Raw genomic sequence first — 11,779 nt, 5'->3', positions numbered from 1 at the left:
CTCTTTAATAACCAAAAAATCCATACAACTATGTATGGCTCTGATAAATTAATTCAATATACATTTATAAGTATTTTTACTGGGAATAAAGCTTTGTTCAAAATTCAAACTTAAAAATCGAATGTACTTAATTAAATCATTCCATTCTTTTGTAGTAACATTATCGTATTTCGAAACTATATCATAGAAGATTTCAAGACCTTCTTTACTTAGTGTGACCGTTGGATCAAATCTATGCGTTTCATTCGACACTATACCCTCTTCTAAGGATTTGAATGACATGATATATTCTACCTCCCTGTTCACGTCCCTTCTCTAAAAGGGCTATAGTCCTGTTTCCTTCTACCTAAATCATACTACACTTTATTTTCATTCGCAATATGTGTTTTTGTAGTTTATTTTAATTTATATTGTCTTGTTACATTACGCGACTTTCGCTCGATGCCATACAATATCACAATCAACACAGTCTAAAGTAATGTACTCATTGCTAGTGGTCTGAAAAGTCACAACATCCCCTTGATAATTCGCCACATCGCTAAAGGCCTTGTAAAGCTCTACATTCACCCCTATTACCAACTCACCGAGAACCGTATATGTCCCATTATTCTCTCGTGCTTCTATCCAATCCAATGTAAAAGTATCTACGTCTAATCTTCTCTCTGGTAGATTGTATTGGATTAATACATCGTTAATATAGACTTCACACAACATGTACTCAGCAGCCATAATTGCACTTAATTCATCATCAGTATCAATATCAACAGCTTGTACAGTTAATTTGATTGTTCCATTTGCAACCACATTGCTACTTACTTTAACTTTCTTGCCAGTTCTCTTTTCATGCATCTTTTTTGTTGCCAGTTCGATCATTTCAATGGATCTGGACAGTTTTACGTTTAAGTTGCTACCCATGTTTCAACCCCTCTTTCCTATTCTTTATAACCTTATTTTAACATGTGTTAACTGTTATCCTTATGACTGTTATTTTCGTTAACTTAGCGACAAAAATCGACATTTTAACACATAAAAATGGGAGTGAAAAATTCACTCCCTTTTCGGAACTTATCCTCTTTCTCCGTCATTAGCTGCTGCAACTGTTGGTGTAACTACACAATAAGTTACAATACCAGTTGTCAAAGCGATTACACTAAAAATGATAGCTGCGGTCTTCTTCATAAATTTCACCTCCTTTCGAAGACCGCATATCGCACCTATTAACTTGTATCAAAAATCAATTGAGTCATTTAAAGTCCCCCTTAGATATTTGTCTCAACGATGTGATTAAACAGTTCTTTTTGTTCTTGAGTGGCTAGATGAGAGTTGTTTGTAAATAACAGCCAGCATTTTTTAAACCTTATTTCGTTCTGAAAGTGACAGGCCAACTTCATTGATTTCAACAAGTAGTTGATTCCCTGCTCATCATGTCCAGTGTTCAAATAATACACAGCAATGTATTGGTACGTGATTAATTTATGTTTTAATCCAATAGAAGTGTTGTCATGCTCTATCTGATCAAGAATGCCTTCATTATTAGAAAGGTATCTTGTAATTTCATCATAGTTGCTATGTTTAATACCTGCCTCAAGAATCACAGGTAAGAGGATACTTCTTTTCTTCTCATTCATAGAGTTATCAAGATATTTGTTGGAATTACACCATTCACCCATGAGCAGTTTAACCAAGCATTCGTTTCCTATTGCAAATCGCTGATAGTTGTCATTAAATGAAGAGTACTTTTGTATCTCATTTAAAGATTCCTGATACTTTTCTAATCCCTTAAATGCGAATCCTTTGTACATTCTTGCTTCATTTTCGTATTCTTTAATTATAGTTTTATTTAATTTATTTCTTTCAATATCAATTAACAAATCTTCTATTAGACTAATTAAACGCTCAGCATATCTTAATGTATTTTGATAATCCTCAATTAGATTATAGAAAACTATAACCTCAATGTATGCCTCCAATTTGTCCTCAATTGGCAGTAATTCAAGATAGTCAGTGAGTTTCAGCATCAGATCCTTGCATGTTTTAACGCCATCGTTATCTTCAAGCATACTTTTACGAGCAATCATAAATTGCTTATAGATGCTCAGTGAAAGTTTGTAATCTTGTCTGTTCCTTACTTCAGTGGATGTCGTTTTGTATAGGGGCTCTGCCGCTTTGTACTCTTTTTTCTCATACAATTCTTCGGCAGAATCAAAAAGCACTTTAACATACTTTGGGCTGCATTCTAACAAGTTATTTGTTAATCTATTCAAGATATCAAATTTACCAAGAACTGCAATTTCTTTAATAAAGGTTGAACACTTAGCAAGTTTATATTGTCCTGTTTTTTCATCTAACAACTCATAACCAAAGTCACTATAAAACTCCCCTTTTTCGAAACCTAACGCTTGTGTGACCTTATCGAGCTGCTCAACCGTAAATTTACGTTCACCATTCATCAAATAGCTTATTGCAGATTTTTGAATCCCTGTTGCTAACGCCAAATGAGAATGCTTCCAATTCTGTTTATGTAGCCAATACTGAATTTTATCTCTTAAGTTTGCACTACAGTAGTCAAAGTTACTTGGAATCATAAGGCGTAGCATGTAAACTCCTCCTCTCATTTGTTTCCTTTTCTTGCTACACCCATATAATATCACAGCGTTTTATTTTATTCAATAATTTTATTTAATATATTTCTATCAAATTTCGATTTCATTCAGTTATTATATGATCGCTCTCTTGGCCTATCTTTTCCCTCTAAACAGAAATTACAAAGAGTTTCCCCTTTCACAACCCTCCACCCTAAAGAAAGTAGCTTTTTCTCTACGTTAACTTTTGTTCCTCTGAGCATTCCAACATCGCCAGATGCCCAATTCCCACATCGATCACAGTTTGTGTCGTAATACTTAATTAATGTGAATCCCACTTGCTTCTCACTCCCTTTAAAATGTTCATTTCATTCGCTTAATGATGTTGTTGTATATCGCTCTCAATCTGGTAGCGTTATACTCATTAAAATTATCGAAATCGATCTTCTTTTTATTGTGCACCGTGAATCTAGAATGCCATTGCCTGTTACTTGTTACCATCACCTCTTCAGTAACACCGTCAAATTGATCAGCAGTAAGGTCAATTAAGATGTCATCAAGCTCAAGCCACGCATGGCTATATTCACCCCACATCCCCCAGACATAGTGTGTTTCGATACCTTTTGATTGGAGAAATTTTGAGAAAAGAGTGGAAGTGTCACCACAACAGCCTCTAGGGAAACGTTCAAAGAATGAGGATCTTGGAAATTCACTCAATGGCATGGTTTGAATTGCTTTACGAAATGCGCCCCCATAATCTCTGAGCTGATCAATCATAAATGAAACACATCCTAATCAATCTAATCTTTTAATCAATAATTTGAAACTTGTCTTCCGCTGTAATGATACACTTCTTTAATGTGTGATTATTTCGATTCAGTGCATAAATATAGTCTGGTTGCTTTGATTTTTCCGTCAACCTAAAACAGTTTAATTTATTCTCATTCTCTCTCAATAATCGAATGAACCTTACGTCTTTACTCATTCCTGTATCATTACCCCAAAAGAGTACTACTTTATCAGAAGACATAACTGCATTCTTGATGTAAGTAAAATTCCTCTCATCGAACTTACGCTCATTTTGTTTTAAATCTTTCTTTTTATCCTTTACGGTTGGATATAAATTAACAACGACCATGCTGCCATAATCATTCTCTATATGTTCGAATACTTTAGTAAGTGTTACACCTAAGCGAAAAGGATTAGGATCAATTCTTGCAGGATTGAACATGATAACACATGCTGTTGGCTTCTTTGCATCCCAGTGTCTATACAGACGATATCTTAGGTTCTTTTCCTCGCAAAACTCATTCTCAGCTATTAGCTCGTATGTTTTTTTCATTTTACTTTTCACGTCCCTAGTACAAATCTTTATCGATTGCTCTTGAGATACTAAAAATTATTTGCTCAATCTAGTCAAGCAAATATGACATAATGAAAAATCTTTATTTTCCCAATAGTAATATCCACGACCATCATCCGTCTTTTCTTCACAGTTATCACAAATGTGCACTGTCTCTAAATCTCCGCTAACAAAAATCTGCTCTTCTGTTCTCATTTGTCTTTCCCCTTTTCAATTGGATAAAACCAGTCATTTATCAAAATATTGTATTAACCAATAAGACAATCACCATAGGCAAGATAAATGCTACTGGTAATTGAATTGCAAAATCATTAGGCAATTTTTGATATACAACAATTAAAGATCCAACGAAAATAAACAATCCTACTCCTAATATCAAAGATAAAAAACTAAGTATAATAATACCTGTGAATGTGGCATTCACATTCGCCATTAACAAGCTAATCGCACTTCCTAGAAGGACTCCTATAGCAGATGCAATAAACAATATTACATCTTTCAATCTCATTTGATACCTCCTTTCCCAATAAAAACAGTAATTTAATGAAGTAATCATCTGGCTTACCAATGTTTAATTCGTTTGTATTTTTATATCCTCACCAAACAACGCTTGCCACACTTTTCCATCAGCAATATATAGCATTCCCTTATTCTTGTACCACCATCGCTGCTGATCTTTGCCAATTGTCTCATCATCTGTTTTTAAAATTTCATCTGGTTCCCCAAGGAACTGCTTAACTTCAAGATCAGTATAGCCCACAAGATCGTTAAAAGTTATGCTTTTGTTCTTTATTACCGTTGTCTCCTGTAACTCTTTGGAGTATTTTTCTTTCATACCGTTCACTTCACTAGCAAATGGCCCTGAGTAATCAACTGGAATATTACTTAAATTTATAGCCACAAATGAAATAGCATTCGATTCCTCATTCATAGCTGCTTTCGAATAATTTATCAGATGTTGAATTTCAGGTTTGGATTCAAAATTAGGTATTTGAACTAAAGCGATTAACGCTTCAACATAGTTTTTGTCTTTAATTAATTCAATTGCATCTTCAACTTCCTTATCTGTTTTGTTTTGAGCATCTACAACCTCATGTACATTTTTATCTTGAGTATTGCAGCTTGTGGTGAGGGTTAGCGCAACTAACAAGATAGAACAGTATGCTGCATTGATTTTCATGTTTTACTTACCTCACTAGTAAATTATTCAATGTATTTTCCAGTCCTGATACTCGCCTGCCCTATAGAAATTCCCATGTGTGTCTTGTTTAGGGAAGCCTTCAGGATGAGCTGACTTAACTGGCATAGTCACTCTACAGGAATGACATCTAACATCAACCGATCCCTCAAAAATATAGTGAGTTGCTTTGTTATTACATATCACACAATGATACCTGCATCTATATCTTTTACGCCCGTCACTGTCTATTTTGATACCTGTCAAAACAAACTCTGGAACATCTTCTGTCGCACGATATACTTGCTTCAGTTCTTCTGCATTACTAAATCCTTCAATCATCTTGTTTTTAATATCATCGCTCTTATGTACAATCTCATTTACCTCTGCACTAACTTCCAATGACTCAACCTTCTCAAAGAACTGCGAGTAGGCCTTTCCTATTTTCTCAAACTCTCTTGTTTGATCCAATATGTCCTTTTCAATGCCAAACAAATTAAAGACGTTTTGAATAATGACCAACTTACTCAAATTATCAGTTTCTTTAATTTCTAGCTCGGCTTCTTTACCTTGATTATCCTTTATGCTGAGCTTTACAGTTAATGACATTAAACCACCTCTTTGGTGATTATACGATATAGAACAATTCTGGAATAGAGACTATTCTAATTCTCTATTCTCAATGCGCTCAATTAAATGCTGCAACTTCTTAGACACAATTTGATTTACACTCTTCATCTTATTGGCTAGATCACTAACAAACGTTATGACCTCTTCAGTGCTTGCCATATGTGCTATGGCAAAATACATTGCAATTAGCAATTCTTTGTAATCCATAACACTTCCAGAATAGATTATTGATGTTCCGTCCTTCTCGATTACTTTTCTAATTTTATCAACCGATTCATGGGTGGTTACAATTTCAAAAGAATGTGGATAGGACTCTCCTTTGAAACCAGAGCAAATAGTAACCAACGCTTCCTCAATTTCAAGTTCATGTAATACCCGTAAGAATGCCTTTTGCTGGTTCAGTATCGCTATAGACTCATTATCCTGCAACAAATCATTCCAGATGATATGTAGATACATTGTGAAATCTCCTTTTGTTGAGATACAAATGCGTTTAGGTTCAGATAAAGCTCACATTTTATTTAGATTCAAACTGACCTTTAATCAATTCTGCCGCAACCTTTGCCGAAACATCCTTTAATTGTTCCATGCCCCACTCACCAAGTTTTTTCAATATACCCGTTACTTTCTCAGTTCCACTCATTCTTGTATCAATACTTAACTTAGTCTCTACATATTCAACACCGTCCCGTGTAAGCTTCGCACGATCAAGTCGATAACTTGGAGGTGCACTTCCTAATGTTTTAATTTCTATTAAATCAGTTATATATTCTTCCGTTTCAAGTTTCATTAATGCAACACTGAAAGCCTCATGATCTATTTCCAAGGTTTCTGCATTTATGCTTCTCATATTAGGTACATCTTTCTGATATTCAATGTATAGAGCAAGAAGTACTTTTTGCTTAGTATCAAATTGCATTTTGAACACTCCCCTGCAAATTTCAATCAATTTAAATCTTCATCTTGTTTTGACTCTTCCCAGCGTTTCCTATAATTTATCAAATCAGTATCAGCACATTCCTTTGAACAATAAACACCTTCTGATACTGCCACTGCACTAATTGTAAACCATTTATCCATTTCTTCATCTGTATATTTGTTATTGCAGAAATCACAAACAAACGTCCAAGGCTTAGACCTGTTCTTGCTTCTCTTGAAGTTTCTTTCCTCCACAATAAATCTCGATGTTGTATACTCCAAATGCATTTGTGCCAATTCTTCTTGTCTTTTAATAACAAGTTCGGCAATATTATGACTCCCATAATGAGATAAAAAGTTGCTTAGTTTCTTTATAACCTCATTGTGTTCTTCTGGATCAAGAATCTCACCTTTTCCATTTTCCAAATAAAATCCATCAGATTCTTCGTCATATATTAATGACAGATTGTTTGGTGGTTTCATCATAATCAAACCCTCATTTTATTCGTTCAGTGCACTAATCAATGGATCGATTAATAATCGAAATTCATTAATTGAAATTCCAAAACCATATCGTTTTAAAGTATCATAGAGATCATTGTCATATACCTCAGTCTTGATTAAAGCCAAATCTCTCAGAAGGTCATTTACTGCTTCTTGATCTTCCATTGTTCGATAATAGCTACTAAATTTACTAAGTGTAAATTGACTTGGCTTCTCATTATTATTGCAATAATACATAGCCATAAAGTGCTCAAAAGTTATAATTGATTCTTTCTCCATTTTCCAATCGCCTCTCAATCAAATTAACATTTCATATGATTTCCTTAATACCACATATGTTCTAATAAAAGTATAGTGTATTTAATTAACGTAAAATCATCATTTACTTCAAGCAGCCCTTTCCAAATTGGGGCATTGTGTTTATATTCTATGGAGTTGTTATATAACTTCGTTAAAAATTGCCTTATTCCATAAGCAACTTCTGTTTCTCTATCTGACATTAATACAGACTGGAGGAATTCCTTAGTCAAAAGTAAAACTTTCTCATCCTGACCACCATCATAATCTTGTTCAACAACTTCAAAGTAGATCGATAGCTCTGTCCAGTCTACACCTTCAAATTCCATAACAGCCCCCAATCACTTTTAATCAAATCCCCATTTTATTCAATATCTTTTAAGTGTTTGTTCCATAATGCTTTGTCGTAGTAATCAACACAAAGACCTTGAGTGTTTAGTGTGAATAAATCTAAATGATAGTGATCATGACCAAAACTCCTTAGAAATGAACCTGCTCCCGTTCTTGAAAGTGGTTCAAAAAAACCAGAAGCGTATTCAAATACTATTTTGCTTCCAATTATAAAAAGAGTATTATAATCACTCTTAATCAAGATCTTATCTTTATTTTCCTTATAATGGAATCTCCTATAATCATTATAATTCAAATCAGAGAATTTTCTTGGATTAATTTCAAAGCTTCTAATCCTTTTTGCTGATGTAATTTTTGCCTTAGATCTTTCCATTGATTCAAATTCAGCTGTAGTGAGTGATGAAGTAGAACAAGTTCATTGTTCTTTTTCTTTTGTGAAAATCTATGTAAATGAATAGGTAAGTCTTTTTCCATGTTTGCTATATAAATTATCTTGTCTCTGTTATCAGCACCTAAAAGTAGAACACAAGCTAAATACTGCAACGATTGTTGATTGCCAAAAATCATAAACATGTTTTTATCAAACTCACATGCAAATATATCCTTCGTATTAAATGCAGGAGTTAAAACAGTGTATTTTTTATTCTGTAACCAGATTTCTTTCTGAAGAAATTGGACTTTCAAAACAACCTCCAATAAATTTAATAAAATGCCAATTTGATCTGACTATAAAAATAGAACAACGCTGCTAATTATGTAAGACGGGTAATATCTATTAGCATAGCTAATTCCTCATCTAGATTGCTTTTACTATATTCAATGTATCCATCCTCTTTAATTTTTTCTTCTGGAAACTCTTTGCGATGTAAATAGTAATACTTCAATTTCAGATATCCACTAATTGGAAAGTCATAATGATACCAAGTGCTCTTATATCCTACAATTCCACACTTCTTTAAAAGCAACTCTAGTACATTGATTAATTCAGCTAAAAATAAGTTTAAATCACAATTTGCATCAAGTTCGATATTAGGAGTTCCTATACTTTTATTGTCTATGTCTTGATATGTGGTGATTTTTATCCTTAAGGTATTACTATCCACTCTTCTGATAAACCAGTTTGAACCTATTGGTTCGAAATTCCAATCAAAACTGACTTCTTGTTTCACTTCATCACTGGGAATTATTTCGTACATTAGGCTTAACATGCCCTCCACTAAATCAATGAGAGGCTCAGTTAAATAACTTGGAGAGAAATAGCATGTCTTATCATTTATTTGTAGAAAAGAATCAGCCCATCCAATGCCATTTAGGACATATGAAAATTTCACCACAAGAACTCATCCCTTCCCCATAAAAACGATATTTCATTCACTCTGGCACATCAATGTACTCAGACACTCTAGATTTAAGTATTTCGATAAGATCTTCATCCATGAATTCATAATCATCAGGTATGCTTAAACAGATAATCTTCTTACCTAAGAGACTTACTCCGAATTTATCCTTTAGCCTTCTATCATGCTTTTTCTCCATTGTAAAGATCAAGTCAGCCCATCCAATATGACCACTAGTGACTTTTATTCGAGCATTCTCTTCTGTACCAGCAGATCTAACATCATAATTGTTGAATCCTTGAAAAATCTTTTCTGCCGTCAGGCTTCGCCATTTATTTCTGCTACAAATAAATAGGATTTTGATATTCTTCTCCTCCATGTTTCTGATCAAATCGCTGTTTTATTTACTTTAAAGACTTATACTTTGTGACCAAAGGCAACCTTATCACGAATAGCATTTACAACCTGATAAACTAAAACCATCGTTTCTCCAGAAGGTGAATCACCTCTGTGGTTACTGCCCCTTTCCTCCACAGATAGAAACGTTCTCAGATCGTCAAATGAAAAAGAAGACAAATCTATCTCTTTTCGAAAAGCATCTCTTAATCGATTCCTATTATCAATGAATTTATGAATGTCTCCTTCGGGAAAGAATGTTGTAGCGAAGTCGGCAATATTAATCCAATTGTCATATGGGGTAGGAATGTCCGCAAGTGAGAGGTCTTGATGAGGGATCTCTTTGAACCTTCTTTCTTGCAATTCTTCAAAAGTAATATTAATTGAAATCATGTCTTCCAAAGGATGTGTCGAGTTGGTTAGTAAAAAGTCGGCTACTTTTTTAGCAACTCCTTGATCATACATCTCAAGATGTATAATGGATTCAACTAAGTGATTTTCGTTTAGAGAAAGCTCAATACGCCCCATTTTCGGGGTTTCGAGAGCATATTCAAAGATTTGAAAGTTTTCACCAATGTTTGTTATACAAATAAATGCACTTGAAAACGGTTGATCTACTAACAGCGTGAAAAATGTAGGTAATTCTTTTGACAATGCCAAAGGTAAAAGTTGATCTGCTACCTCCTGTCCGAAATCTATACTGTTCTCCATATTTGGTATGTTGTTATCGGAAACGGTTTCCAGGTCCTTAGATATGATGATATATCCGTTTGGCATTTTATCGAAATTTGTATACTCATAGACAACCTTCCCATTAGTGTCAGACTGTTTAGATAAAATAATTGGAAATTTCATTGAATAACCTCTTTCATTCCAAGATAAAATTACCTTTTTATCAAATGCTTTGTAATATGAAATGCCTCATTCAAAATACTTTTTACGAATTTCCTCGTTAGAAAAGTTACTCTCTGCTCCCAGTGATTTCCATAATTCTTTTTGTTTTTTATTAAAGTGATTAGTATATTTCGCCAACCCCTCTAAATCTGGGTATAGCTTGAAATAATCAATCCCACAATGTTCTAAATATCGAAAAGCGTCATCTTTTAAATCAGGTGTTATGTCGATTACCGCTAAATCGCCATTCTTTAATAGTTGTCCATCAAATTCTTCGTCTAAAGATTTTATTGTATTCCCTTGCACTGTAAACACACCGCTTTGTCTGAGGATTCTTTGGTTATTTCGTGGAGGATAAATAGCAACAGAATTAACTGGGAATTTTGTTTCAAGTTTTACATGGGACTCATAACTTCCAAAAAAACTAACTGGAACACTGTTTGGGACTCCTATTGATAAGGTATTCAAGCTCGCTGGGTTAAGTAGCCATACCCTTGCACTCCCAATTCTCTCATCCCAACTTGCACATGCAAAAAATAATGCCACTGCGAAGGATTCAGTCCAATCTAATAATCTTGTTTTTGCACCATGGTGCTGCATTAAGAATAATAAGTCCCAATCTTTCTTGTCATGACAAAACGCTCCAAGATTTTCAAATACCCGATAACTATCTAATTCATTACTAAGATAAGTTAATAGTTCTTCTTCTTTGTCTCTGAATAATCCTGATTTTAATAAGTATGATGATTTACTGTGTCCTCGATACCACACACGTCGTGTTTTGGTTCGTTCCTCGAAGTCATAAATATCGTCAAGTACCTTTTTCCACTCATTAGAAAAGCCCATAAGCCCTCCTTGAAATTCATAGTAAGCAAACGATCAAATCACCGTTTTATTTGTACTTTGTTCCTGTATAGTATGATAAGAACCCCCAAGCAACCTGTATTTCATTCATTGAAACACCCAGAATCTCGGACTGCTTAGCAAAGCTGCTGAAGACTTCAGGATTGTCTTCTATGAGCCTTACAATTGCAAACATTGTACCAAAAGGAGTTTTACTCAAAAGGTTGGTGCTTAATACCTTATAAGCATTTTTCTCTCCAACTTTTTCTATTAATCCATACTTTCTTAAAAACTTAAACTTGTTTGCAACAGCTGTCTGAGATAGTCCCATCATCGTTGCTATTTCAGGTTGGCTAATTCTTGCAATCCCGTTATCATCAGCCTTGCTCAGAAGCAAATTAAGAATATGGCGGTACTTAGAAACTGTTTTGAATTCCTTTGATTCAATTAAATCCTCTAACAATGACTCATCCATTGCTTACCAACT

The 11,779-nt window shown here is 34.1% G+C and carries 19 protein-coding genes; all 19 read right to left on the bottom strand.

Translation table 11 applies throughout. The features are described 5' to 3' along the window. Positions 1-423: 423 nt before the first annotated feature. The gene (locus ADS79_RS14205) at positions 424-915 is read right to left on the bottom strand and encodes a hypothetical protein (protein ID WP_049739030.1); all 492 of its coding nucleotides are present in this window, start codon (positions 913-915) and stop codon (positions 424-426) included. A 344-nt stretch (positions 916-1,259) separates the two neighbouring features. Then, positions 1,260-2,597 carry a helix-turn-helix domain-containing protein gene (locus ADS79_RS14200; protein ID WP_049739029.1) on the bottom strand — a complete coding sequence of 446 codons (1,338 nt, stop codon included), beginning with the start codon at positions 2,595-2,597 and terminating at the stop codon, positions 1,260-1,262. Positions 2,598-2,945: 348 nt separating this feature from the next. After that, the gene (locus ADS79_RS14195; protein ID WP_049739028.1) at positions 2,946-3,359 is read right to left on the bottom strand and encodes a transglutaminase domain-containing protein; all 414 of its coding nucleotides are present in this window, start codon (positions 3,357-3,359) and stop codon (positions 2,946-2,948) included. 31 nt (positions 3,360-3,390) lie between these two features. Then, on the bottom strand, positions 3,391-3,924 hold the full coding sequence (locus tag ADS79_RS14190; protein ID WP_049739027.1) for a DUF1643 domain-containing protein: 534 nt from the start codon (positions 3,922-3,924) through the stop codon (positions 3,391-3,393). Between the two features lie 57 nt (positions 3,925-3,981). Continuing rightward, positions 3,982-4,140, bottom strand: a complete 159-nt coding sequence (locus ADS79_RS35310; RefSeq protein WP_161807288.1) for a hypothetical protein — start codon at positions 4,138-4,140, stop codon at positions 3,982-3,984. A gap of 40 nt (positions 4,141-4,180) precedes the next feature. Then, entirely contained in the window at positions 4,181-4,453 is a 273-nt protein-coding gene (locus ADS79_RS14185; RefSeq protein WP_049739026.1) for a hypothetical protein, read from the bottom strand. Between the two features lie 63 nt (positions 4,454-4,516). Beyond that, on the bottom strand, positions 4,517-5,125 hold the full coding sequence (locus ADS79_RS14180; protein WP_049739025.1) for a hypothetical protein: 609 nt from the start codon (positions 5,123-5,125) through the stop codon (positions 4,517-4,519). Between the two features lie 27 nt (positions 5,126-5,152). Beyond that, a complete protein-coding gene (locus tag ADS79_RS14175) occupies positions 5,153-5,731 on the bottom strand; it encodes a hypothetical protein (RefSeq protein WP_049739024.1) in 579 nt (192 codons plus the stop codon). Between the two features lie 51 nt (positions 5,732-5,782). Next, positions 5,783-6,211: a hypothetical protein gene (locus ADS79_RS14170; RefSeq protein ID WP_049739023.1), complete on the bottom strand. Its 429-nt coding sequence runs from the start codon at positions 6,209-6,211 to the stop codon at positions 5,783-5,785. A 58-nt stretch (positions 6,212-6,269) separates the two neighbouring features. Beyond that, positions 6,270-6,671 carry a YjcQ family protein gene (locus tag ADS79_RS14165; protein WP_049739022.1) on the bottom strand — a complete coding sequence of 134 codons (402 nt, stop codon included), beginning with the start codon at positions 6,669-6,671 and terminating at the stop codon, positions 6,270-6,272. A gap of 26 nt (positions 6,672-6,697) precedes the next feature. Beyond that, complete coding sequence (locus ADS79_RS14160; protein WP_049739021.1) at positions 6,698-7,156, bottom strand: hypothetical protein; 459 nt, start codon at positions 7,154-7,156, stop codon at positions 6,698-6,700. A gap of 15 nt (positions 7,157-7,171) precedes the next feature. Further along, positions 7,172-7,453, bottom strand: a complete 282-nt coding sequence (locus ADS79_RS14155; RefSeq protein WP_049739020.1) for a hypothetical protein — start codon at positions 7,451-7,453, stop codon at positions 7,172-7,174. A gap of 44 nt (positions 7,454-7,497) precedes the next feature. Further along, on the bottom strand, positions 7,498-7,800 hold the full coding sequence (locus ADS79_RS14150) for a hypothetical protein (RefSeq protein WP_049739019.1): 303 nt from the start codon (positions 7,798-7,800) through the stop codon (positions 7,498-7,500). Positions 7,801-8,113: 313 nt separating this feature from the next. Then, on the bottom strand, positions 8,114-8,506 hold the full coding sequence (locus tag ADS79_RS36110; RefSeq protein ID WP_236699975.1) for a hypothetical protein: 393 nt from the start codon (positions 8,504-8,506) through the stop codon (positions 8,114-8,116). A 68-nt stretch (positions 8,507-8,574) separates the two neighbouring features. Further along, complete coding sequence (locus ADS79_RS14140) at positions 8,575-9,156, bottom strand: hypothetical protein (protein WP_049739018.1); 582 nt, start codon at positions 9,154-9,156, stop codon at positions 8,575-8,577. Between the two features lie 37 nt (positions 9,157-9,193). Beyond that, positions 9,194-9,538: a low molecular weight protein tyrosine phosphatase family protein gene (locus ADS79_RS14135; protein WP_049739017.1), complete on the bottom strand. Its 345-nt coding sequence runs from the start codon at positions 9,536-9,538 to the stop codon at positions 9,194-9,196. Positions 9,539-9,576: 38 nt separating this feature from the next. Then, positions 9,577-10,410, bottom strand: coding sequence for a hypothetical protein (locus ADS79_RS14130; protein ID WP_049739016.1), 834 nt, complete (start codon positions 10,408-10,410; stop codon positions 9,577-9,579). Positions 10,411-10,476: 66 nt separating this feature from the next. Beyond that, the gene (locus tag ADS79_RS14125) at positions 10,477-11,295 is read right to left on the bottom strand and encodes an FRG domain-containing protein (protein ID WP_049739015.1); all 819 of its coding nucleotides are present in this window, start codon (positions 11,293-11,295) and stop codon (positions 10,477-10,479) included. Between the two features lie 46 nt (positions 11,296-11,341). Beyond that, a complete protein-coding gene (locus ADS79_RS14120; RefSeq protein WP_049739014.1) occupies positions 11,342-11,767 on the bottom strand; it encodes a winged helix-turn-helix transcriptional regulator in 426 nt (141 codons plus the stop codon). Positions 11,768-11,779: the final 12 nt, after the last annotated feature.

This window comes from Brevibacillus reuszeri (assembly GCF_001187725.1).
Taxonomy (GTDB): Bacteria; Bacillota; Bacilli; order Brevibacillales; family Brevibacillaceae; genus Brevibacillus; species Brevibacillus reuszeri.
Note: the sequence above shows the minus strand (reverse complement) of the source record. Positions and strands in the feature narration are given on the sequence as shown.

Coding starts and splice junctions, on each gene's coding strand:
- ADS79_RS14205 (WP_049739030.1), bottom strand. CDS start 915: ATGGGTAGCAACTTAAACGTAAAACTGTCCAGATCCATTGAAATGATC.
- ADS79_RS14200 (WP_049739029.1), bottom strand. CDS start 2,597: ATGCTACGCCTTATGATTCCAAGTAACTTTGACTACTGTAGTGCAAAC.
- ADS79_RS14195 (WP_049739028.1), bottom strand. CDS start 3,359: ATGATTGATCAGCTCAGAGATTATGGGGGCGCATTTCGTAAAGCAATT.
- ADS79_RS14190 (WP_049739027.1), bottom strand. CDS start 3,924: ATGAAAAAAACATACGAGCTAATAGCTGAGAATGAGTTTTGCGAGGAA.
- ADS79_RS35310 (WP_161807288.1), bottom strand. CDS start 4,140: ATGAGAACAGAAGAGCAGATTTTTGTTAGCGGAGATTTAGAGACAGTG.
- ADS79_RS14185 (WP_049739026.1), bottom strand. CDS start 4,453: ATGAGATTGAAAGATGTAATATTGTTTATTGCATCTGCTATAGGAGTC.
- ADS79_RS14180 (WP_049739025.1), bottom strand. CDS start 5,125: ATGAAAATCAATGCAGCATACTGTTCTATCTTGTTAGTTGCGCTAACC.
- ADS79_RS14175 (WP_049739024.1), bottom strand. CDS start 5,731: ATGTCATTAACTGTAAAGCTCAGCATAAAGGATAATCAAGGTAAAGAA.
- ADS79_RS14170 (WP_049739023.1), bottom strand. CDS start 6,211: ATGTATCTACATATCATCTGGAATGATTTGTTGCAGGATAATGAGTCT.
- ADS79_RS14165 (WP_049739022.1), bottom strand. CDS start 6,671: ATGCAATTTGATACTAAGCAAAAAGTACTTCTTGCTCTATACATTGAA.
- ADS79_RS14160 (WP_049739021.1), bottom strand. CDS start 7,156: ATGATGAAACCACCAAACAATCTGTCATTAATATATGACGAAGAATCT.
- ADS79_RS14155 (WP_049739020.1), bottom strand. CDS start 7,453: ATGGAGAAAGAATCAATTATAACTTTTGAGCACTTTATGGCTATGTAT.
- ADS79_RS14150 (WP_049739019.1), bottom strand. CDS start 7,800: ATGGAATTTGAAGGTGTAGACTGGACAGAGCTATCGATCTACTTTGAA.
- ADS79_RS14135 (WP_049739017.1), bottom strand. CDS start 9,538: ATGGAGGAGAAGAATATCAAAATCCTATTTATTTGTAGCAGAAATAAA.
- ADS79_RS14130 (WP_049739016.1), bottom strand. CDS start 10,410: ATGAAATTTCCAATTATTTTATCTAAACAGTCTGACACTAATGGGAAG.
- ADS79_RS14125 (WP_049739015.1), bottom strand. CDS start 11,295: ATGGGCTTTTCTAATGAGTGGAAAAAGGTACTTGACGATATTTATGAC.
- ADS79_RS14120 (WP_049739014.1), bottom strand. CDS start 11,767: ATGGATGAGTCATTGTTAGAGGATTTAATTGAATCAAAGGAATTCAAA.